20 protein-coding genes are annotated in these 26,276 nt (G+C 69.6%); 5 read left to right on the plus strand and 15 right to left on the minus strand.

What is annotated here, in order from left to right; genetic code table 11:
• Positions 1–35 precede the first annotated feature (35 nt).
• On the plus strand, positions 36–947 hold the full coding sequence (locus FHS42_RS04125; protein ID WP_184569155.1) for an ABC transporter ATP-binding protein: 912 nt from the start codon (positions 36–38) through the stop codon (positions 945–947).
• Positions 944–2,596 carry an ABC transporter permease gene (locus tag FHS42_RS04130; protein ID WP_184569156.1) on the plus strand — a complete coding sequence of 551 codons (1,653 nt, stop codon included), beginning with the start codon at positions 944–946 and terminating at the stop codon, positions 2,594–2,596. Before FHS42_RS04125 ends, FHS42_RS04130 begins: the two co-directional genes overlap by 4 nt.
• 403 nt (positions 2,597–2,999) lie before the next feature.
• Here the strand turns inward: FHS42_RS04130 and FHS42_RS04135 are convergent, their stop codons facing one another.
• The 11 genes from FHS42_RS04135 to FHS42_RS04190 all read right to left on the minus strand — a co-directional run bounded on the left by FHS42_RS04135 (position 3,000) and on the right by FHS42_RS04190 (position 16,478).
• A complete protein-coding gene (locus FHS42_RS04135) occupies positions 3,000–4,154 on the minus strand; it encodes an alpha/beta hydrolase (RefSeq protein WP_246494190.1) in 1,155 nt (384 codons plus the stop codon).
• Complete coding sequence (locus FHS42_RS04145; protein ID WP_246494191.1) at positions 4,151–5,614, minus strand: kynureninase; 1,464 nt, start codon at positions 5,612–5,614, stop codon at positions 4,151–4,153. The genes FHS42_RS04135 and FHS42_RS04145 overlap by 4 nt, the downstream gene beginning before the upstream one ends.
• Before the next feature lie 4 nt (positions 5,615–5,618).
• The gene (locus FHS42_RS04150) at positions 5,619–6,602 is read right to left on the minus strand and encodes a tryptophan 2,3-dioxygenase family protein (protein WP_184569157.1); all 984 of its coding nucleotides are present in this window, start codon (positions 6,600–6,602) and stop codon (positions 5,619–5,621) included.
• A gap of 292 nt (positions 6,603–6,894) precedes the next feature.
• The gene (locus FHS42_RS04155; protein ID WP_184569158.1) at positions 6,895–7,308 is read right to left on the minus strand and encodes a DUF3151 domain-containing protein; all 414 of its coding nucleotides are present in this window, start codon (positions 7,306–7,308) and stop codon (positions 6,895–6,897) included.
• A 138-nt stretch (positions 7,309–7,446) separates the two neighbouring features.
• Entirely contained in the window at positions 7,447–9,177 is a 1,731-nt protein-coding gene (locus FHS42_RS04160) for an MFS transporter (RefSeq protein WP_184569159.1), read from the minus strand.
• Between the two features lie 265 nt (positions 9,178–9,442).
• Positions 9,443–10,465 carry a class II fructose-bisphosphate aldolase gene (gene fbaA, locus FHS42_RS04165; RefSeq protein WP_184569160.1) on the minus strand — a complete coding sequence of 341 codons (1,023 nt, stop codon included), beginning with the start codon at positions 10,463–10,465 and terminating at the stop codon, positions 9,443–9,445.
• 208 nt (positions 10,466–10,673) lie between these two features.
• Positions 10,674–11,213, minus strand: coding sequence for an orotate phosphoribosyltransferase (gene pyrE, locus FHS42_RS04170; protein ID WP_184569161.1), 540 nt, complete (start codon positions 11,211–11,213; stop codon positions 10,674–10,676).
• 107 nt (positions 11,214–11,320) lie between these two features.
• Complete coding sequence (locus FHS42_RS04175; protein WP_184569162.1) at positions 11,321–12,190, minus strand: aldose epimerase family protein; 870 nt, start codon at positions 12,188–12,190, stop codon at positions 11,321–11,323.
• Between the two features lie 82 nt (positions 12,191–12,272).
• Positions 12,273–13,313: an SRPBCC family protein gene (locus FHS42_RS04180; protein WP_184569163.1), complete on the minus strand. Its 1,041-nt coding sequence runs from the start codon at positions 13,311–13,313 to the stop codon at positions 12,273–12,275.
• Between the two features lie 454 nt (positions 13,314–13,767).
• Positions 13,768–15,834 (minus strand): spermidine synthase, encoded by a 2,067-nt coding sequence (locus FHS42_RS04185; RefSeq protein ID WP_246494192.1) that lies wholly within the window; start codon positions 15,832–15,834, stop codon positions 13,768–13,770.
• 125 nt (positions 15,835–15,959) lie between these two features.
• Positions 15,960–16,478, minus strand: coding sequence for a DUF2617 family protein (locus tag FHS42_RS04190; protein WP_184569164.1), 519 nt, complete (start codon positions 16,476–16,478; stop codon positions 15,960–15,962).
• Between the two features lie 1,020 nt (positions 16,479–17,498).
• Here FHS42_RS04190 and FHS42_RS04195 point away from each other — a divergent pair.
• The gene (locus FHS42_RS04195; RefSeq protein WP_184569165.1) at positions 17,499–18,689 is read left to right on the plus strand and encodes a pyridoxal phosphate-dependent aminotransferase; all 1,191 of its coding nucleotides are present in this window, start codon (positions 17,499–17,501) and stop codon (positions 18,687–18,689) included.
• A 145-nt stretch (positions 18,690–18,834) separates the two neighbouring features.
• Here the strand turns inward: FHS42_RS04195 and FHS42_RS04200 are convergent, their stop codons facing one another.
• From FHS42_RS04200 to clpB, 3 genes are all read right to left on the minus strand, one after another.
• On the minus strand, positions 18,835–19,389 hold the full coding sequence (locus tag FHS42_RS04200) for a Uma2 family endonuclease (protein WP_184569166.1): 555 nt from the start codon (positions 19,387–19,389) through the stop codon (positions 18,835–18,837).
• A gap of 913 nt (positions 19,390–20,302) precedes the next feature.
• Positions 20,303–20,839, minus strand: a complete 537-nt coding sequence (locus tag FHS42_RS04205) for a type III secretion system chaperone family protein (RefSeq protein ID WP_184569167.1) — start codon at positions 20,837–20,839, stop codon at positions 20,303–20,305.
• Between the two features lie 161 nt (positions 20,840–21,000).
• Positions 21,001–23,685: an ATP-dependent chaperone ClpB gene (gene clpB / locus FHS42_RS04210; RefSeq protein ID WP_184569703.1), complete on the minus strand. Its 2,685-nt coding sequence runs from the start codon at positions 23,683–23,685 to the stop codon at positions 21,001–21,003.
• A 455-nt stretch (positions 23,686–24,140) separates the two neighbouring features.
• Here clpB and FHS42_RS04215 point away from each other — a divergent pair, with 455 nt between their 5' ends.
• Entirely contained in the window at positions 24,141–24,329 is a 189-nt protein-coding gene (locus FHS42_RS04215) for a hypothetical protein (protein ID WP_184569168.1), read from the plus strand.
• Positions 24,330–24,483: 154 nt separating this feature from the next.
• On the opposite strand, the gene FHS42_RS04220 is transcribed toward FHS42_RS04215, so the two are convergent.
• On the minus strand, positions 24,484–25,821 hold the full coding sequence (locus tag FHS42_RS04220; RefSeq protein ID WP_246494193.1) for a helix-turn-helix domain-containing protein: 1,338 nt from the start codon (positions 25,819–25,821) through the stop codon (positions 24,484–24,486).
• Positions 25,822–26,072: 251 nt separating this feature from the next.
• On the opposite strand from FHS42_RS04220, the gene FHS42_RS04225 reads away from it, so the two are divergent.
• On the plus strand, positions 26,073–26,234 hold the full coding sequence (locus FHS42_RS04225; protein WP_184569169.1) for a hypothetical protein: 162 nt from the start codon (positions 26,073–26,075) through the stop codon (positions 26,232–26,234).
• The last annotated feature ends 42 nt before the right edge of the window (positions 26,235–26,276 follow it).

The raw sequence follows: 26,276 nt of genomic DNA on the forward strand, positions 1-26,276 counted from the left end.
TCACAAATTTCTGAAAGAAGAGTAACTTCGGAACCATGACGACGGCAATCACCGTGTCCGACCTCCACAAGTCCTTTGGCCGGACCCACGCACTGGACGGCCTCAACCTCGAAGTCGAGACGGGCGAAGTTCATGGCTTCCTCGGCCCCAACGGCGCGGGGAAATCCACCACCATCCGTGTGCTGCTCGGGCTGCTTCGGGCCACCAGCGGTTCCGTTCAACTCCTGGGCAAGGACCCGTGGCACGACGCGGTTGACCTGCACAAACGCCTAGCGTACGTCCCCGGTGACGTCACCCTGTGGCGGAACCTGAGCGGCGGCGAGGTCATCGACCTGTACGGGCGGCTGCGCGGCGGCCTGGACAAGACCCGGCGCGCCCAGCTTCTGGAGCGGTTCGACCTGGACCCGACCAAGAAGGGCCGCGCGTACTCCAAGGGCAACCGGCAAAAAGTCGCGCTCGTCGCGGCGTTCGCATCGGATGTCGAGCTGCTGATCTTCGACGAGCCGACCTCCGGCCTTGACCCCCTCATGGAAGAGGTTTTCCGCGAGTGCGTCTCCGAGGAGCGGCAGCGCGGCCGGACCGTGCTGTTGTCGAGCCACATCCTCAGCGAGGTTGAGGCGCTCTGCGAGCGGGTCAGCATCATCCGCAAGGGCCAAACCGTCGAGACCGGGTCACTCACCGCACTGCGCCACCTGACCCGTACGTCGGTGACGGCCGAGCTGGACCGCGCGCCGAACGGCCTGACCACGCTCCCCGGCGTGCACAACGTGGACGTCCATGGGCTACGAGTCAAGCTCCAGGTCGATACGGACAAGCTGAGCGGCGTGCTCAAGCAGCTCAGCGAGGCGGGCGTGCGCAGCCTCACCTCCACGCCCCCCACCCTTGAGGAACTGTTCCTCCGCCACTACCAGGACGACTCAGCTCGGGAAGAGGCGATCGCACGATGACCGCCGTAGCCGACGCGCGGATCGCGGCCCCGCCCAAGGGGTCGTCCCGTGACCTGGCAGGCACCGGCACACTGCTGAAGCTCGCGCTGCGCCGCGACCGGGTCATGATGCCGATCTGGGTGCTGTGCCTTGGCCTGAGCGCGAGCAGCACCGTCAGCCGTCTCGACAGCTCGTACGACACGGCTGCCAAGCGCGCCGACCTGGCCGCCGACATGAACGGCAACGGCTCCACGCGAGCGCTGTTCGGTGCGGCCTTCGATGACTCGCTCGGCGCCCTGACGGTGTGGCGCGTGGGGGCCTTCCTCTGCGTCTTCGCCGCCATCATGAGCCTGCTCATCGTCATACGGCACACCCGCGAGGAGGAGGAGACCGGCCGGCAGGAGGCGCTGTCGTCCGGGATGGTCGGCCGCCGGGCCGGGCTCACCTCCGCGCTGATCACCGTGGGCATCGCCAACGGCGCCATCGCACTCCTCATCGCGGCCAGCCTGGCGGGCCAGGGCGGTCGTGGCGCGCTCGCGCTGGGGCTCGCTGTCGGCCTCAGCGGCATGGTGTTCGGTGCGATCGCCGCCGTCGCCGCGCAGGTCACCGAGAACGCACGGGTGGCCAGGGGCCTGGCGTCGGCCGCCGTGGGCGTGGCGTTCGTCCTGCGGATGGGCGGCGACGCGGCCAAGGACGCGTCGGACGGCTCCAGCCACATCCTGGTCTGGCTCTCGCCGCTGGGCTGGGCGGAGAACGCCCGGCCGTTCGCGGACGAGCGCTGGTGGGCCCTGCTGCTCCTCGTCGCCTTGACCGCGGTCGCCATCGGTGTGGCGTACGCCCTCGCGGGCCGTCGCGACGTTGGCGCCAGCTTCTTCGCCTCCCGGCCAGGGCCGCCCGCCGGGGGCCCTGGCCTGGGCAGCGTCTACGGGTTGGCCTGGCGGCTACAGCGCGGCACGCTGCTGGCCTGGGCTGCTGGCCTCGCCTTTGCGGGTGCGGTGTTCGGCGGCATCGCGGACGGCGCCGAGGACTTCCTCGGCGACAGCGACAGCACGCGGGACACCTTTATCCGGATGGGCGGTCAGGAGGGCCTGACCGACGCGTTCCTCGCCTCGATGGTCGGCATCCTGGGCCTGGTCGTCACCATCCACACCGCCAGCGCCGTCCTGCGGTTGCGCAGCGAGGAGACCGACCAGCGCGCGGAACCGCTGCTCGCCAACGCGGTCAGCCGAGTGCACTGGGCGGCCAGCCATCTTGCCGTCGCCTTCCTCGGCCCGATCGTCATTCTCGCGGCCGGCGGCCTAGCGCTCGGCGTCGCCTACGGGGCAGCCTCCGGTGACCTGGGTGGCGAACTCCCGCGCGTGCTGGGCGCCACGCTGCTCCAGGCCCCGGCGGTTTGGGTGATCACCAGCATCGCGGTGTTCCTGTTCGGCGTGCTACCCAAGTTCACGGCGGCCACCTGGGGCGTCGTCGGCTTCGTGGTGGCCATCGGTTGGTTGGGCCCGGCGATGGACCTGTCCCAGTCGGTGATGAACCTGTCGCCCTTCGGCCACCTGCCGAAGGTGCCCGGCGGCGACATCACCGCCGCCCCGTTCCTTTGGATGCTGCTCCTGACCGCCGCCCTCCTGGCGGCGGGCCTGGCCGGGCTGCGGCGACGTGACATGAGCAACTAGCAACCGCCACAAGCCCGCACCTAGGGCGAGCCGTTGGCGAAACGTACGGTGGCCGACCACCCCGACCACCCCGACCACCACCGGCCACCACCACCGACCAACTGGGCCTCCGGGCCCCCTGGCAGCGCGTCCGGGTGACGACGTGGGCGCGTGAGCACCTGCCAGGTCCGCAAGATGTGCGGCGTCGGACTCCGTTCACCCCCGTAACGGAGTCCGGCGCCGCACTTCATATTGCGTGCCCCGCGGTTCGCCGTAGCGCCCCGCGCTGCCCGTGTCTGACCGAGTGATCGGCAGCGCCTAGCTCTATCCACAGCCTGTGGATAACCCGTCCACCTTGATCATCGAGGCCACCACTGCCCGCAGCGTCCCCAAAGCCACTCCGCCGTCCAGGGCGGTACGGGGCTCAGCCGAGGCGGGTGATCTCCGCTAGGACGGTGTGGGTCGCGGGCGTGGCTGGGTCGATGAGGGGGAAGTGGCCGACGCCCTCCATGGTGATGAGGCGCACCGATTGGCCGACGGCGCCGGCCGCTGTCACGAACGCCTCTGCCACCGCGCGCGGCACATCGATGTCCGCGCTGCCCTGCACGACGGTGGTGGCGATGCCGGTTGGTAGCAGGACGGCCGGGTCGGTACACGACAGCCGGTGGGCCAAGAGCGTGGCGGCGGCGTCCGACGTGGCGGTCATGGGTGCGGCCGTGGGGGCGGCGGGCTCGTCGGAGGCGTGTGAGGTGAGCAGCTCGGTAACGGCGTCGGAGCATACGTCCAGGGCGCGGGCCGTGGTGAAGTCCGCGACGGGTGCGAGGGCGACCACGCCGCGCAGGGTGGGCGGCGCGGGCAACCGCCACCGGGAACCGACCGGCAACCGGTGCCGCGCCGCCGCCCACAGCGCGGCGTGCCCACCGGCCGAGTGCCCCACCAGTATCGGTCGGTCCGCATCGATCGAGGCCCACTGCGCTGCCGCGTGCGGGCCCCTGCTCGGGCCGGTGGCGAGGCTGCGTACCAGCGTGGGCAGGGCGTCGAGGGCTGCCGCGATGTCGTCGAAGGTCGCTGGCCAGCGGCCCGCCCGCGACCGCCCCGCCTCGTGCGCAGAACCCGGCTGGGCAGACCCCGGCTGGGCAGACAACGGCTGGGCAGACAACGGTGGTCGGGCAGCCGCGGCCGGGCCGCGTCGGTACTCGACCGACGCGACCGCGAGGCCGTGACCCGCGAGGTATGCGGCGAGCGGGGAGAGATGGCGCCGGTCGTGCAAGGCGCGCCAGGCGCCACCGTGGAACAGCACCACCAACGGCACAGCCCGCGACGCCACCGGCGGCACGACCGGCGGCACCCGCGGGGCGGGCGCTCGATCGGTGTGGTCTGTGCCGATGTGAGGCGCAGCCGTTGGCGCGATGACGCTCGCGGTGGGAGGCCCGTGCGGTGCGGGGCCGCCCCGGGGCAGGAAGAAGTCCACCACCTGGTCCGGGTGTGGCCCGTAGGCCGCCGTGGCGTCCGGGGGGACATCGGCGTGGCCGAATGCCGAGGCCTCCTCCCGTTCCGCGCGCGTCATCGCGGGGGTCATGACGGGTCGAGTACCTCCCTCAGCGTCCAGGCGGCGCGCTCCGCGTCGGCGAAGCTCGTATACAGCGGCGTAAACCCGAACCGCAGCGCGTCCGGGCGGCGGAAGTCGATGACCACGCCGCGCCGCAGCAGCCGCTCCGTCACCTGCTCGGCGTCCGCGCACCGCAGCGCGACCTGGCTGCCGCGCGAGGCGTGCGGCTGGGGCGTCAGCGACTCGACAGCACCGGCCGGTACGTAGGTGGCGACGCAGGCCAAAAAGAAGTCCGTCAGGGCCAGGCTTTTGGCCCGTACGGACTCGATGCTGACGCCGTCCCACACATCGAGCGCGCTCTCCAGCGCCAGCATGGACAGGATGTCCGGCGTGCCGACGCGACCGCGGACCGCACCATCGGCCGGTGCGTAAGCGGAGGCCATGGCGAAGGGCTCGGCATGCGAGTTCCAGCCGGGCAACGGGGAGTCGAAGCGCGGCTGGTGCCGGGCGGCGACGTACAGGTAGGCCGGTGAACCTGGCCCGCCGTTGAGGTACTTGTACGTACAGCCCACGGCCAGATCGACGCCGTGCCCGTCCAGGCCGACCGGCAGCGCGCCCGCGCTGTGGCACAGGTCCCAGACGGCCAACGCCCCGGCGGCGTGCAAGGCGGCGGTGGTGCCGGGCAGGTCGTAGCGCCGGCCGGTGCGGTAGTCCACGTGATTGACGAGCGCGAGTGCGGTACGGGGGCCGACCGCGGCCGGGATCTCGTCAGCGGGCACCACGCGCAGCGTGCACCCGGTCATCCGGGCGGCGGACTCCGCGATATAGCCGTCCGTGGGGAACGTGCCCTCGTCCACGAGGATTTCATCCCGCTCGACACCGCCACCGGCACTCGTGCCCGTACCCGTGCCTGCACCCGTGCCTGTACGAGCGGCGATGCCACTGGCACCGCCACCGGCAGCCGGCGCGCCGGGTGCGTCGCCGGTTCGTGCCAGCCGTACGCCCGCGACCACCGCCTTAAAGACGTTGACGCTGGTCGAGTCGCCGACGACGACCTGTCCCGCGGCGGCGCCGAGCAGGCTGCCCAGCCGGTCGCCGATGCGCTCCGGCGCCGTCCACCACTGGTTTTCCGACCAGGAGCGGATGCGGTCGCGGCCCCACTCGCCCTCGATGACCTCGGTCATCCGCCCTGCCACGGCACGCGGTAGCGCACCGAGCGAGTTGCCGTCGAGGTAGACGGTGCCGTTCGGATCGTCGGAGGCGTCCACGACGAAGCGTTCGCGGGCCGGTGCCAGCGGGTCCTCACGGTCGCGGCGGGCAGCCTCGGCCACGAGCTCCGCCCGGGAGACCGGAGCGTTTGCCTCCGCCTCCACGGCCTTGCACCCGACCTGTTCCAGCACCGAGGCGTCCGCTGCTGGGCGCGCGTTCGGCGCCCGGGTGGCGTCCGCAACAGCCACCGCGTGAGCCTCCGTATGGGTGCGCTCAGACATCCGCTCAGACATAGCTACGCGCCGTCCACAGCTCGGGGAACACCTGCTTGCCCGCGCGCTTCTCCAGCCACGCGACACCGGCCGAACCGCCCGTCCCCGTCTTCGCGCCCATGGCACGACGCGTGGCCACCAGATGGTCATTGCGCCAGCGCCACACCAGCTCGGCGACCTCGGTCAGTGCCTCGCCGAAGGCCACCAGACTGCCGCTCGGGCCACCGACAGCGGCGGCCGTTGCCACCGCACGCGCGGCTTCCTTGGCTCGCGCAGCGTCCTGACCGCCCGCAGCATCCTGACCCTCGGACCCCTGCGCCGCACCGGCACCCGTAGTGCCTGTAGTGCCTGTAGTGCCTGAGTAGATCTGCTCCCAGACCCGTTCGACGGCCTGGTGCGGTGTGTACTGCTGCGTCACGTCCCGGCTCAACACCTCGTCGGGGATGCTGAAGCCGCGTCGGGCCAGGTAGTGCAACGCCTCGTCATACAGGCTGGGCTCACCCAACGCCTTCTCCAACTCGGCGTGTTCACGCGGCGCACCGCGGTACGGGACGAGCATCGACGCCGACTTGTCGCCGAGCAGGAACTCCAACTTGCGGTACATCGCGGACTGGAACCCGGATGCCTCGCCGAGCGCGGCGCGGTACGCGTTGAACTGGCCCGGCGTCATATGGGCGAGCGGCTTCCAGGACGCGTTGAGGGATTCCAGTTCGTAGGTGGATCGCTTCAGTGCGGCCAGCGCGGCCGGCAAATCGTCCTCGCGCAGCGCGTCGGCCGCGGTCTGCCACTCATAGGTGATGACCGTGAACCACAGCTCCATCACCTGCGTGGTGACCAGGAAGGCCATCTCGCCCGGGTCATCGGAGAGCGGGTGCTGGAGGTGGGTGAGCACGGACGCCTGTACGTAGTCGTCGTACGGCGTGCTGCCCTGGAAGTCGAGATTCGGGGTCTCGGGCTCGGCCTCGACCTTGCCGGGGTGTCCAGCGTACTGGGACATGGCTGTCTCCTCAGTGCTGCTTCCGGGTAGCGGTCCGCTCCTTCCTGTTTGGCAACGGAGCCCCGGTCCCCTCTCGAACCCACGATGCCTGATCGATGGGTCCTGCGCGCATCATGCGCGGTTCTTGGCGCAAACGGCAAGGGCCTGCCTAGCCGCTATGCGCGACAGGCAGGCCCTGAAATCGGTCACCCACAGCGGGTGAACGCCTATGAATTACTCCGCATACGTCCGAAATGCCTGCGGGATATCGTTAGGACCCGCGCGGCGCACCCGCCGGCAATCGGCGCAACGCTCAGGTGAGCGTTGCCGCCGCGGTCGGCGAGGACTCCCGGAGGAAGGTCGCGCAGCGCTCGTATTCCTCCTCCTCACCGATGGACTGCGCGGCACGCGCGAGCGCGTGCAGGGCACGCAGGAAGCCGCGGTTCGGCTCGTGCTCGAAGGGCACCGGGCCATGGCCCTTCCAGCCGCTGCGGCGCAGCGCGTCCAACCCTCGGTGGTAGCCGGTACGGGCGTACGCGTACGACTCGACGACGCGTCCCGCCTCGAACGCCTCGTCGGCGAGCTGCGCCCAGGCGAGCGAGGAAACGGGGTACTTCGCGGCGACCTCGGACGGCGCGGCACCGCTGGCAAGCAGCTCACGCGGCTCGGGGTCGTCGGGCAGATGAGTCGGGGGAGGTCCCCCGAGCAGGTTCTCATTGATGGCCATGAGTTCCAGTTTGCCGGACCGCTCGCCCCGAGCGCGCCCCGCGGAGGGTGGCTTCATATGGCCGATTTTTTACGCGGAGGGGTATGCGAGTTTTTACGCGGAGGTTTGCCTCGTTCTGTACCGTGCGGTCGGCTTCTCCTAATCGCGTTCCCGGGGCGGCTCTCCCGCGTCAGCTGACGTCTGTCCCCGGTCGGATGGCGGCTCACCTCTGTCAGTTCGCGGTTCACCTCGGTCGGCTGTGGGCCCGCCTCGGTCGAGTGGCGGCTCTCCCGAGTCGAGCGGGGGTGCCGCCACGCCACAGTGGTGGGCGCACTCCGGATGGCAGGGCTCGGTGCCCGGCTCCGCCGCGCGGGCCAGCGTGTCCGTGCGGACCAGGCTCCACGCGAGCACGGACCCGAGCAGCAGCACTCCCGCGCACCAGGGCATCGCGCGGCGGAAGGTTTCCTCGAACTCAGCTGCCGAGCGGTACGCCTCTGGGCCCATGCCCGCGAGCAGCGGCAGCGCCGCCACCGCGATCAGGCCCGCTGCCCGGGCCGCCGCGTTGTTGATGCCGCTGGCCAGCCCGGCCCTGCCGACGTCCACCGAGGCCAGCACCGTTGCCGTGAGCGGCGCGACCAACGTCACCATGCCCGCCCCGAGCACCACGAGTGCGGGCAACACATCGCGCCAATACACCGCGTCCGTACCGACCCGCATCATCAGCAGCATCCCCACCGCACACAACACTGGCCCAACGGTGAGGGGCAGGCGGGGGCCGGTGTGCTGGGCCAGTTCGCCCGATTTGGCCGAGAACAGCAGCATCAGCACCGTCGTCGGCAGCAGTGCCGTCCCCGCTTGGAGCGCCGAGTAGCCCACGACCACCTGGAGTTGCACCACCGAGAGGAAGAAAAAGCCGCTGAAGGCCGCGTACACACACAACGTGACCGCGTTGATCGCCGAAAACTGACGGATCGCGAAGAGTTCCAGCGGGAGCATCGGCTCCGCACGCTGCGACTCCAGGTAGCAAAACGCCACCGCCAGCAGCAGCCCGCCCACGGCCGCCCCGATCACCAGCGGCGATGCCCCCGCGTCGGGCGCGGCGATCAGCGCGTACGTCACGGCTCCGAGCGCGAGCGCGCCGAGCGCGGCCCCGGCCACATCGAATCCGCCGTGGGCGCGCGGGTCCTCCGACTCCGGCACATGCCGCAGCGCGATCGGTATGCACACGGCCGCCACCGGCACATTCAGCAAAAACACCCAGCGCCAGCCGGGCCCGTCCACCAACCAGCCGCCGACGAACGGGCCGATCGCCGCCGCCACGCCGCCAAGGCCGGACCAGGCGCCGACCGCGCGGGCCCGGTGTTCCGGCCGGAACGCGGACTGGATGAGGGCCAGCGAGCCCGGCGTGAGCAGCGCGCCGCCCACCCCCTGGAGGGCCCGCGCACCGATCAGCACCTCGGCGTTCGGCGCGAGCCCGCACAGCAGCGAGGCCAGCGCGAACCAGGCCACGCCGATGACGAACACCCGCCGCCGCCCGTACCGGTCACCCAGCGCACCACCGAGGAGGATCAGCGCGGCGAGGGTGAGCATGTAGGCGTTGACGGTCCACTGCAACCCGCCCAGATCCGTGCCCAGGTCCTCACCGATGTGCGGCAGCGCCACATTGACGACGGTGCTGTCGAGCATGACGATGCCGGACCCGAGCACCGTCGTGAGCAGCACCCAACGCCCGGTGGGCGTGCCAAGGCGTACGCTCCCGGCCGCTTCCGTAGCCACGCGCTCGGGTGCGGACTCGGGCGCGGGCTCGGATTCAGGTGCGGGCGTGGGTGCCGGCTCATGCGCGGGCTCAGATGCGGATTCGTGCTCGCGCTCGGGTCGCGGGTCCGTCATGCCCTTGATCCTCCGTGCCGCCGCCCCGCCTGGCTACCCGAACCAGCGCCAAGCGGCAGCGGCGAGGCGCCCGGCCCACGCCACGCAAGGAAGTTGCGGCGCACGCCACACACGAAGGGCCCGGCACTTCCGTGTGAACGGACGTGCCGGACCCTCGATGACGCAGTCGCGCATCGGCCGTGCCCCCCGCTCTCAGCCCTCGCGGAAAGCGGGGCCGAGAGCCGGTGGCTGGCGGTCGGTGGCTGGCGGCTGGTGGTCGGCGTGCTTACTTCAGCTTCGTACCAGTGGAGCGCAGGTGGGCGCAGGCCGTGGTGATGCGGGCAGCCATGCCGGCCTCGGCGAGCTTGCCCCAACTCCGCGGGTCGTAGGCCTTCTTGTTGCCGACGTCGCCATCCACCTTCAGCACACCGTCGTAGTTACGGAACATGTGGTCCGCGATCGGGCGGGTGAAGGCGTACTGGGTGTCGGTGTCGAGGTTCATCTTCACGACGCCGTTGCCGAGCGCGATGCGAATCTCCTCCTCCGACGAGCCAGAACCGCCGTGGAAAACGAAGTCGAACGGCTCGGTCTTGCCGGAGCTGGCGGCCACGCCGTCCTGGAGCTGACGCAGCAGTTCGGGGCGGAGCACGACGTTGCCCGGCTTGTAGACGCCGTGGACGTTGCCGAACGAGGCGGCCAGCAGGTAGCGGCCGTTCTCTCCCAGGCCGAGCGCCTCGACGGTCTTCTCGACGTCGGCGACGGAGGTGTACAGCTCGTCGTTAATCTCGTGCGAGACGCCGTCCTCCTCGCCACCGGTCGGGGTGATCTCGACCTCAAGGATGATCTTCGCCTTGACGGCCTTGGCGAGCAGCTCCTTGGCGATGGACAGGTTGTCGTCCAGCTTCTCGGCGGAGCCATCCCACATGTGGGACTGGAAGAGCGGGTTCTGACCGGCGGCTACCCGCTCCTGCGAGAGGGCGATCAGCGGACGTACGAAACCGTCCAGCTTGTCCTTCGGACAGTGGTCGGTGTGCAGCGCGATGTTGACCGGGTACTTCTTAGCGACCACATGCGCGAACTCGGCCAGCGCCACCGCGCCGGAAACCATGTCCTTGCTGTACTGGCCGCCGAGGAACTCCGCGCCGCCGGTCGAGACCTGGATGATGCCGTCGCTCTCGGCCTCGGCGAAGCCACGAAGCGCCGCGTGCAGAGTCTGGGTCGAGGTCACATTGATTGCCGGGTAGGCGAACTTGCCTGCCTTCGCCCGGTCGAGCATCTCGTTGTAGACCTCGGGGGTTGCGATGGGCATGGGTCCGCTCCTTGTGAAGTGCCGGATTGCGTGGTGAGAGCCCTGACCTAGGGGGCGACGTCATCGTCGCCTCCATCCTTCCAGACTCACCCCGCTACTCCACACGGCGTGCGGCCAAGACCCGCCACTGTGTGCGGACGGCGGGGCCTGTTTCACGTGAAACAGGCCCCGCCGTCCGTAACACCGCAGGTCAGGTGATCACTTACGGTCAGCCGAGGTTGAGATCGGCGAGCCCATACGCCTGGTAGTACGGCAATCCGGCAGCCTCGATCGTGGGCGCGGCGCCGCGCTCGACGATGACGGCCACGGCCACCACCTCGGCGCCCGCCGCCCGCGCCGCCTCGACGGCGGTCAGCGGGGAGCCACCCGTGGTCGAGGTGTCCTCCACGATCAGCACCCGGCGGCCCGCGATGTCCGGGCCCTCGATGCGGCGTTGCAGACCGTGCGCCTTGTTGGCCTTGCGGACGACGAAGGAATCCAGGCGCCGGCCCCGTGCGGCGGCGGCGTGCATCATCGACGTCGCCACCGGATCGGCGCCCAGCGTCAATCCGCCCACGGCGTCGTAGTCCAGGTCGGCGGTCAGATCGAGCATGACCTGACCGGCCAGCGGCGCCGCCTCGCCATCCAGGGTGATCCGCCGCAGGTCGATATAGAAATCGGCCTCAAGTCCGGACGAAAGGGTCACCTTGCCGTGCACCACGGCCTTGTTCTTGATCTGCTCCAGGAGGGCATCACGCGCGTCGCTCATACGCACGAGATTAGCCGTGCCACACCAACCCGACCGCCACACCGTCCCGACCACCGCAGCCCACCGGGGCCCACCGGAGCGGCGGCCGGCCGTGGCCGGCGGCCCGATCAGAACCGGGTCCAGCTCCAGGTGGTCGAGACCTCCAGCGGGTTGATGGGCGTCACCAGGCGCGGCACGGTGTTGAGGCCGTTCGGCGGGCCGGACTGCGGCTCCACGCACACCGCCTCTTCCGGCTCGTCGTACACGACGACCCACTCGGCCCCACTGGTGACCTTCAGCTCCAACTGGGTGGGCCAGGTGAGCGTGACATCCACACCATCCGGCATCCCGAAGCAGTCGTCCCACGGTCCCGGCCGCGGCTCGATGCGGCGGCCCGTGGGCAGGTGGTCCGCACCGCGCTCCTCCTGCCAAGCAGGGTCGAACGCGACCTGCACCGGCGCGCCGGTGGGGCCGAGTTGACGCAGGAACCATGGATGCCAGCCGGCCTGTGCGGGGAACGAGTCGCCGTGCGTCTCCACGCTCATGGTCAGCTTCAGCGAGTCGTCGGTCAGCTCGAACGACTGGGTGACCCGTCCGGGGTACGGCCAGGGGTCGGTCAGGTCGCAGTAGAAGGTGGCGGACTGCTCGTCCACTGCGGCGGTACGCCACGCCAGGTCACGGCCCATGCCGTGGATGGCGTGCGGCGGTGCGTTGACCGGCATCTGGTGCCGTACTTCCCCGGTACGGCTCGACCCCTCGCCCTCCTTGTGCGGGGAGACGAAGCTGCGGAACTGCCCCAGCTCCATCCGCCCGCACCAGGGCACCATCGGGAAGGAGCCGTACCGGTCGCCTTGGCGCAGCACTTCCAGGTCATTGATGATCAGCGAACTGATGCGACAACCGTCGTCCGGACGGATCGTCAACTCGGCGTATCCCGGCGCCACCAGTCGTACGCCGTGCGCCCCGGGGGCGCCATCCGTGGTCTCTTGGGTGCTCACATTGCCGACCTTAGCTGCGGTACCTGACGCTCGCGCCGCTGGGCGACGCGCACGGCGACGAGTTCCGCACGACGGCGAGCGGTTACTTGCGGCGGCGCAGGACCCGGCCCATGACGACCACTGAGGCGAGCACGGCCGCCGCCGCGGGTGCGGCCCAGCGCAGCGTGGCTACCGTGGAAGCGGTCTCGGGCGCGGGCACCGGCGCGTACCGGCCACGCGGCGGCGCATGGTCCACCTCCTCCGCGCTTCGGCCGATCATCGTCCGCCGTGCGTGGGCCGCCTCGGCGGGTGGCTCGTCCGGCTCGGCGCCGTGGAGTACGAGCGGATCGAGCGAAGCCGGCGGAATCTCCGTCTCGAACAGCGAGGCCCGCGTCTCGTCAGTAGGCTGCTCGACTCGGGCCTCACCGGCCTCACCGGCCTCGCTAGTCCCACCGGCCTCGCTAGTCCCCCCGGTCTCGCTAGTCTCGCTAACCTCACCGAGCCCGCTGGCCTCACTGCTCTCGCTGGCCTCGTCGTCGGGCCGGTCGTCCGCAAGTGAGCCGTCAGCAGCGCGCGAGACATCAGCGGCACCGTTCATCGAGTCAGTGCCGCCATCCGCCGGGCCGCCGGCCTCATCCGCAGAGCCCACCGGGCCGCTGGAAACACCCGCCCCGTGGTCGGCGCCGCTGCCGTCCTTCGCCGGCTCGGCCGCCAGGTCCGTGGCCAGTTCCTCGCCGAATCTGTCCAGCAGCCGGCGGGCCGCGGCCGTCACCGTCTCCACGTCGAACGCGGTGAGGCGGCCCTCGCCGCCCACGGCCTCGGCCGACCCGTCGCACCGCAGCGTCGTACCGCCATCGGCCGGTTCCGGCGTTACGGCCAGCGTCACCGTGACGCTGCCACCGCCCCGCGCTTCGGCGCCCTCGCCGGCGTACTCGAAGCGACCGCCGCGCTCGGTGATGCGCAGCACGCCGCGGTAGGTGATGGAGGAGCCGCCGATGCGCAGCCGCAGACGCCCAGTGATGCCACCTGAGGCGGCGTCATCGTCCTGTTGCAGGCCCGGGAGACAACGGGCGATGCGCGCGGGCTCGGCGAGCGCGCGCCGTACGTCATCTACGGGAACCGGAACGAACACCTCATGCTCCATAGTCCCCGAGCGTACTCACCGTGCCAGGGATCAGACATCGCCCCGCTTGAATTCACCGCGTTGTGCGGCCTCCTTGCACCCCGATGGGGACCCGACGTCGCCGAATGTGCCCGGACCAGCACCATCAGCGACGCGTACGTGTCAAGCCGACGCCGAACCGAACCGCCATGCCCCAGCTCCTTCCCCAGCCCACCTCAACCCAGCCACGTCTCCCCCACGCCCCCAACCCCCTCCACAACCCAGGCGCCCGCGACACGTACCCGCTCCGGACCGCGCGCCTGTGCACACACCGCGCACACCGATCCGCCCCGCGTACACCGACTCGCCCTAGCGCCGCAGACAGCGCCCATCCGCCCATCCGCGCGCCCTCCCACACGACCCATCCCACCCTCACTGTGCACCCCCACTGCACACCCCCACTGCGGGCTAGGGTCCGTGAGCACATGCGCTCCGCTCACCCGTCCCCCGATGCGTAGCGCGGGTGCATCAGGGTGGAGACCGGCGCCCCTGCTCGCCGAAGCGCCTGCGTCGCGCGCCCCGCCGCGCTCAGCGTGTCCGGGGTGAGCGAGCGCAGCACGGGCCGCGCGGTCGGTAGACGCAGGTCGGCTGGGCCGCGTCTGGCCAGCACAAAGCCCCAGTCACCTGGCGGCCCTGTCGAATGCGAGGCGTGGTCGGGCGCCGCAAGCCGTCCCGTGATGCGGTACGGCATGGTGTGCAGCCCCACGGACCGTACGGTGGCGTCCACCGACCAGTACGCCAGGGAGCGTGCGGCCGGGCCCCCCGCGTGCACGGCGAGCCGCCCGCCCGGCCGCATCACCCGCTCCGCCAGGCCGTAGAACTCCTGTGAGTAGAGCTTGGTGCTGGCGGTGCTGCCCGGGCCGGGTAGGTCGGACAGCACCACGTCGTATCCGCTGAACCCGCCACCCTCGATACCGGCCCCGCTGCCCCCGGCCCTGCCCCTGTTCCCACTCCCGCTTGGGCTTTTTCTTTCGGCCCCGCTCTGCGTCGTCCCATCCGATCGGCCGCGCCCCCGCAGCCAGGTGAAGGCATCCGCCTCGACCACCCGCACCCGGGGATCGCGGTACGCATGCTGGTTGAGCGCGCTGAGACCGGGGTCCTTGCGCGCCAAGTCCACGATTTTCTCGTCGAGTTCGACCACGGTGATCGCACGCACCCCGGGGTAGCGCAGCACCTCCCGCAGGGCGAGCCCGTCGCCCCCGCCGAGGATGAGGACTCGGCCATGCGGACCGGCCATGGCCGGGTGGACCAGGGCCTCGTGATAGCGGTACTCATCGCGTTCACTGACCCGCAGCCGACCGTCGAGGAAGAGCGCCAGCGGCGCCCCGCCCCGCGCCCCACCCCCGCCCCGCACGCCGCCCCCGCCGCCGCGGACCGGCCGCGTATCGCACCACGTCTTGCGAGCGCCCGCGCCATCGCCACCCCCCGCAGCGCCACCATCGACGGCGTCCCCGCCACCGCCACCACCGCCGCGGCCACCACCAGCGCCCGCCTCCGCGGCTGCGACTGTGCCCCCCGCGCCCCCCGCATCCGGTGCCGCGCCCGACACGGCGTGCGGTGCGGTGTGCGCCGCGGCACCAGGAACCGCATGAGGAACGGCACCAGGCGCTGCGCCCGGCGCAGTTTCCGGCGCAGCATCGGGCGCGATGTCCAGCCCGCGTACGTCCGGCACCCCGCCCGTGATGATCACCTCCTGCACGTCCGTCCGCAGGGCCACCCGCACATCGGGCCCGTACACCGCGTGCCGCGCCGCTCGCTCAAACGGGCCGGTCAGCACTGCCCCGGTGGCCAGTAGCAGCAGTACGAGCCCATTGGTGGCGATCAGCATCCAGCGGCCTCGCACGGTCAGGTCATGGCGGAAGACCCACAGCACCAACGTTCCGCCAGCGATGACATTCACCGCTCCGGTCACCAGCGCACCCGTCAACTGACCGAGGTGCGGCAGCAAAAGAAACGGGAAGGCCAGGCCCCCTGCGAGCGCGCCCACATAGTCCGCCGCGAACAGATCGGCGACCGCACCGCCCGCGTCCTGTCGCCGAATGCGTTGGATCAGCGTCATGAGCAGCGGCACCTCGGCGCCGATGAGCACGCCAATGGCCAGCGAGAAGCCGACAAGGGCACTGCGCGACTCCCCGTACCAGGCGAAACACGCGTACAGCGCCATCGCCGACGCCCCGCCGATGAGCGCGAGCAGCGACTCGACGGCGCCGAACGCCAACGCCGCGCGCCCCCGCAGCCGCTTGGCGAGCAGTGAGCCCATGCCCATCGCGAAGACCATGACGGACAGCACGACGGATGCCTGAGTCACCGAGTCACCAAGCAAGTACGAGGCAAGCGCCACGAGTTCGAGTTCGTAGACGAGTCCGCAGGCCGCGCAGACGAAGACGGCGGTAAGGACGGCGAAACGGCCAACCGGGGCCGGGACCGGTAACCGGGGTGGCCCTTCGGGCACCGGCGGCGATTCCTCGGCAACGGACACAAGGGGCACCGGCGGGTCGATCATGGGGTGAACGTTACGTGACACCCCTCTCGCCCTCTGTCACTCACACGGGGGGAATGCGCGGCATTCCGGGGCAACTTGAGGTTCAATAGCGCCCTCGCCTGGCAGCGATGAACGCCCGCGCACGGCTATATCGCCGCTACCATCTGCGCGCCCAACCGCGTACGGGTCGCCACCAGACAACCTTCCTGCGGATACGCATGCCAGGTGCGCCAACCGATCTGGCCGTCGTGGCGCTGGGCGAGCATGGCCGTGAACGCGTGCGGGCTACCGGGAAAGGTACCCGCGAGACCGTGGGGGTGGTCGGCGACCAGCGCCAGCAACTCCTGCGCGCGGCCTGCGAAGGAGCCGCGCGACAGGGTCTCGATTCTGGCCGCGAACTCGTACTCCCGGCCTTCGACCAGCTTGGACACCCCCAAGGGGAGTGGGGTGCTGCTTCCTGGCATGCAAGCCACCGTCTCCGAGCAACGCCCGTCGCGCTCCTCCAGGATGACCTGGTGCGAGGCTCCGAGCAGACGTAACTGCACGGCGGACGTGCCCAGTTGGAGGTCAAGGGCGGCGAGCGCGGGTTGTGGCTCGCGCCCCAGGCACCACGCGAGGTCGGCGGATCGGGTATCGGTATAGGCAGTTTTGAGGGTCGTGAGCATGGGTCGGCTCCGCTAGCACGCAGTGGAAGGTGGGCCGGCCCATACCCCTGACAGGGAGACCCCATCCAAAGGAGGACCAAGGGATAAATAGGCGCCGGCGGCTGACCACGTGAGGTCCGTGGGGTCCATAGGGTCCGAGAGACACGGAATCATGAAATGCGTGGCGCCACAGCCTTTTTACCCATCTTCGCCAGGTTTCCATCCCCCCGGGCGCCCTCCAGATCAATTGTTCAACGTTTGAGCGCCCGGCACGCGTTAGCCCGCCGGGCGCATATGCGAAACGGCATGAGTTAGCCGCATTACTGCCTTTCAGCTACCTCCCCCACAGCCGCCACCACCGCCACCACCTCCACACGATGAACCGCCCCCGCCACACGAAGAACCGGCCGAGCAACTGGAGCCCCCGCCCCCACCGCACGAGGAACTACCACCGCCATCGGACGCCCCCCAACTGCTGTCGCCGCCCTTCGAGCGACGAGAACCACGACCGTCCCCCGGCCTGCGGGCGGCACCAATCGTCACCGCCACCACCAAGATGATGACCAAAAACACTACAAAGCCCATGCCCTCACTGCCCTTTCGTCCCCCGTAGCCCCCGAAGCGAGGCGGCTTTCCTCGGGCTTTCGGGCTCCTTGAGCCACTCGGGCCTTCCCGCGCCTCCCTCATGGGCCGTCGTCGGCCGCCGTGAGCAGAGTGTGAACGCGGTCAGTCAGTCAGCCCGCTGCTCCGGTCCCGTTGTCCTCGTTGCCCCCGTTGCCCCGTAGATTCCGGTCTCGATCTCTTTATTGATAGGTATGCCGTTATTGCGCTATGGGATCGTCCGGTGAAACTCCACGCGGCCGTACGTGATTGTGTGCGTGCCGCGACTTCACGAAGTCCACAAAGCGCGCCATATACACCACAGCTGCCGCCCCGTCGCGGCCATGCGGAAGTCTCCGCGCGTGAGGAGGTGATGCCCGCGGCCTTTCCGCACCAAAGCCGAGTTGAGCAAATCCAGAGGTTCGGCGCAGGATGTGCCATATGAAGCGACCGCCCCTCAACCGCAGCCTCGCCGAATTTGGCACGACGATCTTCGCCGAGATGTCAGCCCTCGCCGCACGCACAGGCGCCATCAACCTCGGACAGGGTTTCCCCGATACCGATGGCCCCGAGGAGGTCAGAGAGGCGGCCGTACGCGCACTGCGCGACGGCCGGGGCAACCAGTACCCACCAGGCCCCGGCGTGCCGGAGCTACGCGCCGCCGTGTGCGCGCACCAACAGCACTGGTACGGCCTTGAGTACGACCCCGACCGCGAGGTCCTCATCACCACCGGCGCCACCGAGGCCATCGCCGCCGCGCTGCTCGCGCTGCTCGAACAGGGTGACGAGGTCATCGCCCTGGAGCCGTACTACGACTCGTACGCCGCCGGCATCGCCATGGCCGGTGGCACCCGGGTCCCGGTCACGCTGCGCCCCGACGCCGAGGCCGGGCGCTACCGTCTCGACCTCGACGAGTTGCGCGACGCCGTCACGGACGACACCCGACTCATCCTCCTCAACACCCCGCACAACCCCACCGGCACCGTGCTCAGCCGGGAGGAGTTGGCCGCCATCGCTCAACTCGCTTGCGAGCGCGACCTATACGTCATCACGGACGAGGTGTACGAGCACCTGGTCTTCGACGGCGAGCACATTCCGCTGGCGACCTTCCCCGGCATGCGGGAGCGCACGATCACCATCGGGTCGGCGGGCAAGACGTTCTCCTTCACGGGCTGGAAGGTCGGCTGGGTGACCGCGGCCCCCGAACTGGTGACGGCGGTCCGCTCGGCCAAGCAGTTCCTGACGTACGTGGCCTCCGGGCCGTTCCAGTACGCGGTAGCCGAGGCGCTGGCCCTGCCCGACGCGTACTACACCGCGTTCCGTGACGACCTCGCCCTCAAGCGCGATGTCCTCGCGGACGGCCTGGCAGCAGCGGGGTTCGCGGTCTACCGCCCGGCCGGCACGTACTTCATCACCACCGACATCCGCCCCCTGGGCCCCGAAATCTCGGCCGATGGCGACGGCTTCGCCTTCTGCCGAAGCCTGCCCGAACGCTGCGGCGTGGTAGCCGTCCCGAACGCGGTCTTCTACGACCACCGCGAACAGGGCGCGCCCTTCGTCCGCTTCGCGTTCTGCAAACAGATGAGCGTCCTGGAGCATGCGGTGGAGCGGCTGAAGTCGCTGGCCGCGTAACAACCAGCAGACGCACCGGCAAAGGTTCCGATCACACGAGCTGATTGCCCCGCACCACCGTGCACCCGCAACTGTCTTCGGCGGCTGAACACCAACCGTCGCCGGAGACGCCGAGGGCGCTGCCCGGCCGCACGAGGAATCCTTGTCAGCGGACGTCTGCCTCGGGCGCCGGGCGCGGAAGTTCGTCGAGGTCGAGGGTGAAGGTCCGGCCGTCAGCCAGGGGAATGGGGAGTTTGCCCGTGCCGTACTTGTGGGTGTGTGCCCCGATATAACCAGTGGCGGTGGGCTGAGTGTGGAGGACGACCTCCTGGGCGTAGGGGTCCACGACCAGGTAGCTGGGGATGCCGTAGCGGCCGTACTTCGCGGTGCAGTCGTCGTAGTCCTTGCGTGCGGAGGAGGTCGAGACGACCTCGGAGATCAGCAGGACGTCCTCGAAGCTGTAGCGCTTGCCTTCTCGACGGGCGTCCTCGCGAAGGATCGCCAGATCGGGTGCGGAGTTCTCGTCGGCGGGGAAGTCGATATGAACATGGGAGGTGACCTTCGCGTGACGGCCGAGAGTGAGAGCAGAGTCGATCTGCATCAATCTGATGGTGCTGGAGTGCTCTTCACTCTGCGGAGCCATGATCACCTTTTCGTCTGCCCCGAACAGGACCGTGTACCCCTTGGGGAACTCGGTGTGCACGATCGCCTCAACGCTCATGGACGGCTCCTTCCCTTGAGTGGTCAGGATGTGGCGGACAGCGGTGGCCATCGAGCTGGCACAGCGATCCCCCGAGCTGGTCAGGGTCGGCTCGCGGGCAGCGCGAGCAGGAGCGACCTGGCCCCATCGTCCTGCTTCATCAGTGCGAGGGTAAGCCGGGAGGCGGTAGTCAGGTTCCTTCGGCGTACTCCGCGTGCGCAGCGGTCAGCACCATGTCCGGTGCATGACGTAGGTCAGCGAGTGGAGTGAGACGTTACGCGTGCGTGCGACGTACGACCACGGCACGCTCGTCCGCGCGGGTCGAGAGGGGGCGTACGCAGGGCGCGTTCATGGGCGTACGCGCCGGCGCGGCCGGGCCGTAGACGTCACAGCCGCCCCCGCCGACCCCCGCAGCCGCATCGTGCGCAACCCCAGAGAACGCCTACCGACCTCAACAGCTCTCATCACCCGCAACCGGCCACTCCCTCACCAGCCGTCCCGCCCCGTGTCCTCCAACCGAGTGCTGTTCGGCCTCCTTCGGCCGTCCCCGGTCGCGGCCAAGACGAAGCGGGCGCAGGGTCAAACTGCCGGGCCCCCGCCTGCATTCCCGGGGGTCCGGCTCAATTTTCCGCCCGGCTCTACTTATCCGCCCGGGTCCGCCCGGGTCCGCCTAGGTCCGCCCAGGTCAGCTCCACCCGGCCCGGCCCGGGGCAGCACCGCCCAGCCCAGGTCCGCCCGGCCCGGCCCGCCCGCTGACGCGGCCCTGCCGGTGGCCCGGCGAGGGCAGAGCAGGCAAAAGGGCCCGGCCAGTGCCGTTGCCGCCCCCAAAGAGGCGGCTCGCACTCGTCGGGCCCTGCTACCTCGCCCGCCACGGCTCGGCCAACGTCAGCGCTAAGGCGCCGGCGCCGACCCAGGCATGGCCGGGTGTGCGGACTTACTCCGCGCTGGGCGCCTCGTCGTCGCCGGGCTTGCCCTCGATGCTGGCCTCCAGGCCGAGCTGCTCAGCCAGCCACTTGTCGAACTCGATCGACGCGCGCACCCAGCTCACCGTGCTGGAGACAAAGTGCTCCAGGCTCACGCCGGTGCCGATCAGCATCTGCGCCTCGCCGATCAGCCGGACGCTGCCGTCGTCGTTCGTGTGGCTGTAGACCTTCGGCCACAGGGTGCGGCGGTTCCAGTCGTCTGTCAGCTCAAGGAGCTGCGGCTTGCTCTCCAGCGTGTGCGGCCGGTCGTAGAACGTGCGCACCGAGAAGACCTGCTGTTCCTCTTCGCCGCGGAACATGAAGTACGTGCGGAACTCTTCCCACGGCGCGGCGAGGTCTCCCTCGTCGTCTACGACATGCTTCAGCTCCATTTGGTCGAGGAGCTGCTTGACCAGTTCCTGGTCGGGGATGACGGGGCCGTTCGGCCCAGCCTCCTGAGGTTCGGGCTGGCCCCCGAAATTCGGAATCGAGGACGGGTCGATGCTCACCGTGGTTTTCCCTTCGTACGGATTCCGCCATCCTCCCTCATCACCTCCCAGTCACCGCAACCCCGCACGCGCGGTCGGCTCCGGCACCGGTTCGGCGCGGCTACGGCTACGGCTACAGCTACAGCTACAGCTACAGCTACGGCTACGGCAGCAGCAACGACTCAGCCAGCCGCAGCCGCGTCTGCCGCCGGCTTCGCGGTTGCGGCCTTGGACAGCGCGACCACCGACAGCCCGCCGCTGCCCGGTTCGTGGTCCACCCGGACCGTGTCGCCGTCGCGGACCTCGCCACCGAGGATGGCCCGGGCGAGCTGGTCGCCGATCGCCGTCTGCACCAGCCGGCGCAGCGGCCTTGCCCCGTACGTCAGGTCGGGCCCGCCGCCGGCATCTGGGGCGTCGATCACCGGCTCGTGGCCGAGCCTCGCCAGCCATTCCAGGGCCGCCTCGGTGACGTCGAGGGTGAGCCTGCGGTCGGTCAGCCGCCGCTGGAGGTGGTCGATCTGCAATTCGGCGATGCGGCGAAGCTGCCCCGTGCCCAGAGCGTGGAAGACGACCAGGTCATCGAGCCGGTTCAGGAACTCGGGCCGGAAGGAGGCCCGCACCGCCTCCAGGACCTTCGCGCGCTTTTGCTCCTCCTTCAACAGCGGGTCGATGAGGAACGTCGAGCCCAGGTTGGAGGTGAGGATCAAGATGGTGTTGCGGAAGTCCACGGTCCGCCCCTGCCCATCGGTGAGCCGCCCGTCGTCCAGGACCTGGAGCAGGATGTCGAAGACCTCGTGGTGAGCCTTCTCCACCTCGTCCAGGAGGACGACGCTGTACGGGCGACGGCGTACCGCCTCGGTGAGCTGACCGCCCTCCTCGTACCCGACGTAACCGGGGGGCGCGCCGACCAGCCGGGCCACCGAGTGCTTCTCGCCGTACTCGCTCATGTCGATGCGGACCATGGCCCGCTCGTCGTCGAAGAGGAAGTCGGCGAGCGCCTTGGCCAGCTCGGTCTTGCCCACTCCGGTCGGGCCGAGGAAGAGGAAGGAGCCGGTGGGCCGGTCGGGGTCGGCGATGCCGGCCCGGGTGCGGCGTACGGCGTCGGAGACCGCCCGCACCGCCTCGCTCTGGCCGATCAGCCGTCCGCCCAGCTCGTCCTCCATGCGCAGCAACTTCCGCGTCTCGCCCTCCAGGAGTCGTCCCGCCGGGATGCCGGTCCACGAGGCGACGACGTCGGCGATGTCGTCCGGGCCGACCTCGTCCTTGACCATCTTGTCCCGGTCGTCCTTCTTGGCCTCTTCCTCCGCCTCGGCGGCAGCGGCCAACTCCCGTTCCACGGCCGGGATCTCGCCGTACAGCAGCTTGGACGCGGCGTCGAAGTCGCCGTCGCGCTGGGCGCGTTCGGCCTGCCCGCGCAGGTCGTCCAGGCGCTCCTTGAGCTCACCGACCCGGTTGAGGCCCTGCTTTTCCTTCTCCCAGCGGGCGCCTAGGCCGCGCAGCTCCTCCTCCTTGTCGGCGAGGTCGCGGCGCAGCTTCTCCAGGCGCTGCTTGCTGGCCTCGTCCGACTCGTTCTTCAGGGCCAACTCCTCCATCCGCAGCCGGTCCACCGCGCGCTGGAGCTCATCGATCTCGACCGGGGAAGAGTCGATTTCCATCCGAAGCCGGGACGCGGCCTCATCGACCAGGTCGATGGCCTTGTCGGGCAGGAAACGGGAGGTGATGTAGCGGTCTGAGAGCCCGGCGGCGGCGACCAGGGCCGCATCGGCGATCTGTACCTTGTGGTGCGCCTCGTACCGTCCCTTGAGGCCGCGCAGAATCGCGATCGAATCCTCCACGGACGGCTCGGCGACCAGCACCTGTTGGAAGCGCCGCTCCAGGGCCGGGTCCTTCTCGATGCGCTCGCGGTACTCATCGAGCGTGGTCGCGCCGACCATCCGTAGCTCGCCGCGGGCCAGCATGGGCTTGAGCATGTTGCCCGCGTCCATCGCGGAGTCGCCGCCGGCGCCCGCGCCGACGACCGTGTGCAGCTCGTCGATGAACGTGATGATCCGGCCGTCGCTCGACTTGATCTCGGCGAGCACGGTCTTCAGCCGCTCCTCGAACTCGCCGCGGTACTTCGCACCCGCCACCATGGCGCCCAGGTCAAGCGACACCAACCGCTTGTCCTTCAGCGACTCGGGCACATCGCCCTTGACGATCCGCTGTGCGAGCCCCTCCACGACGGCGGTCTTGCCAACGCCCGGCTCGCCGATGAGCACCGGGTTGTTCTTCGTACGCCGCGAGAGCACCTGCACCACGCGCCGGATCTCCTGGTCCCGCCCGATGACGGGGTCGAGCTTGCCGTCCCGTGCGGCGGCCGTGAGGTCCGCACCGAACTTCTCCAGCGCCTTGTACGTACCCTCCGGGTCCCGGCTGGTCACCCGCGTTCCGCCCCTGCTCGTCTCGAAGGCGCTGAGCAGCCGCTTGGCGCTCGCACCCTGCTGGTTGAGAAGTTCCCCGCTCTGGCCGCCCTTGGCGGCAATGCCGATGAGCAGGTGCTCGGTGGAAATGTACGCGTCGCCCAGCTCCTTGGCACGCTGCGAGGCGTCGGCGAGCACGGCGAGCAGGTCCCGGCTGGGCTGCGGAGGCGCGACGGTGGAGCCTTGGACGCTCGGCAGCGCGGCGAGCTGCTGCTCGGTGCCGGAGCGCAGGCTCACCGCATCGGCTTCGACGGCGGCGAGCAGGTCCATCAGGTTCTCGTTGTCCTGCCCACTGAGCAGGGCGAGCAGGAGGTGGGCGGGCGTCAGATCGGCGTGCCCACCCGCCACGGCACGTTCGTTGGCGGCGCTCAGCGCCTCCTGGCTCTTGTTCGTCAGCTCGGCATCCACAGTCCCGCGCTCCTCCTCGCTCCTCGACAGTCCGACGTTCCAGCCTGTTCCTGCCTGTTTCAACGTACGATAAGTTGAGTCTAATCCACTCAACTTACATTTGCCGCCATCCCGCGCCCCGATGACACCCGCGGGGCGGTTCCGTGTAGGACGGCACGAGCGAGTTCAGCAGTCAGTTCAGTGCCCTACCGTCGTAGCTGGAGGAAGCTCCTGGCCTCGGACCTGACTCGCGTGCGACGTCCTCTCCGGAGCGCCCTTCGGCCAGGGGCCCGTCGAGGGCACAGCTACTTCTCCGATGAGTTCGTCGATCACCTCAAGCGGCTCGCGCACCGGCGTGCGAGCCAGGATTGTGCCGTCGTGATCGAAGAAGTTACCCAGTGCCAGGTCGTGATGAATGTGCGTCCGGACTACCGGATCATCGTGCCACTCACGTCCGGGCCGGTTACGTGACGCTCATGCAAAGCCGTTCGGTGCCCACCCCAGCCGAGGCACGGAACATCTCCTCGGGGGTGATGAGCGCGATCATGAACTTTTACAGCTTCCCGCATCACCTGTTGCGAGTGGAGGCCACCGGTGCGGCGGCATTCGAGACGCGCGTCACCGTGTTCGCTGACCGCACAGAGCTGGCGACGGAGTCGGAGTAGCAACTGGCTTCGGCCCCGAATGAGTTCGACCAATACGCAGAAGATCTGAAGACGTGGGTGGACGAGCTTCCCTGAGCGAGTCGGCGGGCGAATGGGCCCAAGGCCAGCTCTCGGCAGGTGTTGAACAGCACAACTGCTGGCCAGGTGCTCCTGCTCACCTGGCCAGCGTCAGGGCCTCATCGAGCTTTTCTAGGCCCGGGGTGTCGGCTGGGAGTGCTCGGTACAGCGCCAGGGCTCGCGTGCGGGTGAGTCCGGTCCGGTAGGAGGCCGGGAGGCTGCCGTACGCCTGTGAGGCAACGTGGGCGGCTCCGGCGCGGTCGCCGTCGTGGGCCCGGCAGGTGGCCTTGTCGATGGCGAGGAGGGCCCGTGTCATGTACGAAGGGGCCCGCGACAGTCGTAGCGCTTCCTTCTGCGTCTCGTAGGCCCGGCCGGACTCGCCGAGGTGGGTCAACGCTTGGGACATGTGAACGTGATGCTTCTGCATCGGGTACCCAAACCAGGTGTCCGCGTGCTGCTGTGGGCTGAGTCGTTCCGCCAGCGTCTCGACGTCCGCAACGGCGGTCTGGGCCTGTTCAGTGTGACCGCCGATCGCGTACGCCCTGGAGGCCACGGCGGAAGCCAGAGCGGAGGCAGCCGACGGCTTGTCGCCTGCCAGGTACCGGGCCCTCTCGGCGAGCTGGGCAGCGGCCTGATGCGCCCCGTAGTTCAGCGGCACCATCGCTTCCCGGCCCAACACCCAGGCGTGCAGGAGCTGGTCTCCGGACTGTTCGGCAGCCCGTCCGGCGGTCGCGAACCAGCGGTGGGCTTCGCGGTGCTGACCCAGGTCGTGGAGGACGATAGCGGCCATGCCCACCATCTGCCCGGACACGTGGCACAGGGTCGCCCGGCCCTTCACGGTCCGGGCCTGGGACAGCAGGGGTTTGAGTTCGAGGAGGTCTTCGATGAGGTCTGCAAGGACGTCGGCGGGAGCCTGCCCGTGGTAGCCGTACCCGTAGCGTTCGGCGGTGGACTCCCAGAACCCGAGATCGTTCGGGCCGTGATCGGCGGCGAGGGCGGCGTCGAAGTCGTTGCGGGTATTCGATAAAGCAGCGGCGAGCCCGGGACCTGCCAGTCCGGCAGCGAGCGCGCCGCGAAGAACATTGCGGCGCTTCATGGGGTCGTCTCCCCCTACTGTGTCCGGTGCGGTTGTTGGCGTGTTTGCGGCCTCCCACGGCCGTGTTGCCAAGCCTAAGCGGATGCCTGGAATCCCGAGCCCGTCGGCGATTCTCTCCAGTCCGGCCAGGCTAGTGACGGCGGCTTCGCCTCGGGCGATCTTGCTGACCCGTTCGGCGCGGATGCCGCACGCTTCGCTGATTTTGTTGAAGCTCATGCCCGCTTCTTCGTGGACCAGGGAGAACAGGGTGCCGACGTCACGGCGGGCCAGAGCATCACTGATCCGCTGGTCCGCTAGCAGCTGATCCGTCAGTGCTGTCGGCGGTGCCGGAAGTCTCACGCCTGCCCCCTTCAGTCGGCGGTCCCCCCTCTGATGTGTACCCACCGTAGGGGCCCCTTGATGGGGTTACCGCACATTCGTCACCGTCCTTAACTGAACGGGCTTGCCCGATCTTCGTGGGGCCCAACCCCGCGTCGAGACAAGGGGTTCCGAGCCCCAGCGCCGGCCACGTGAACGGCGCCACCCCCCGCCCCATGAACTCGGGCGAACCCTTGCCGAGACCGGAACACGACGAACAGAAAGGGCACCCCATGGACGACCTCATGCCGCCTGCGAAGCGTTCCACCCCCGCAGAACGTTTGTTCACGACGAAGGCGAACCGCCGAGTTCAGACCCCCGGCGAGTGCCACGAATACAAGAAGACCTCCGGGTCCTCCGACGGCGCGAAGACGTACGACACCACCGCCACCTGATCCGTCCCGTTCGCCCGGTGGGTGCGCCGTCGGCGCACCCAC

The organism is Streptomyces zagrosensis (genome assembly GCF_014203645.1).
GTDB lineage: Bacteria > Actinomycetota > Actinomycetes > Streptomycetales > Streptomycetaceae > Streptomyces > Streptomyces zagrosensis.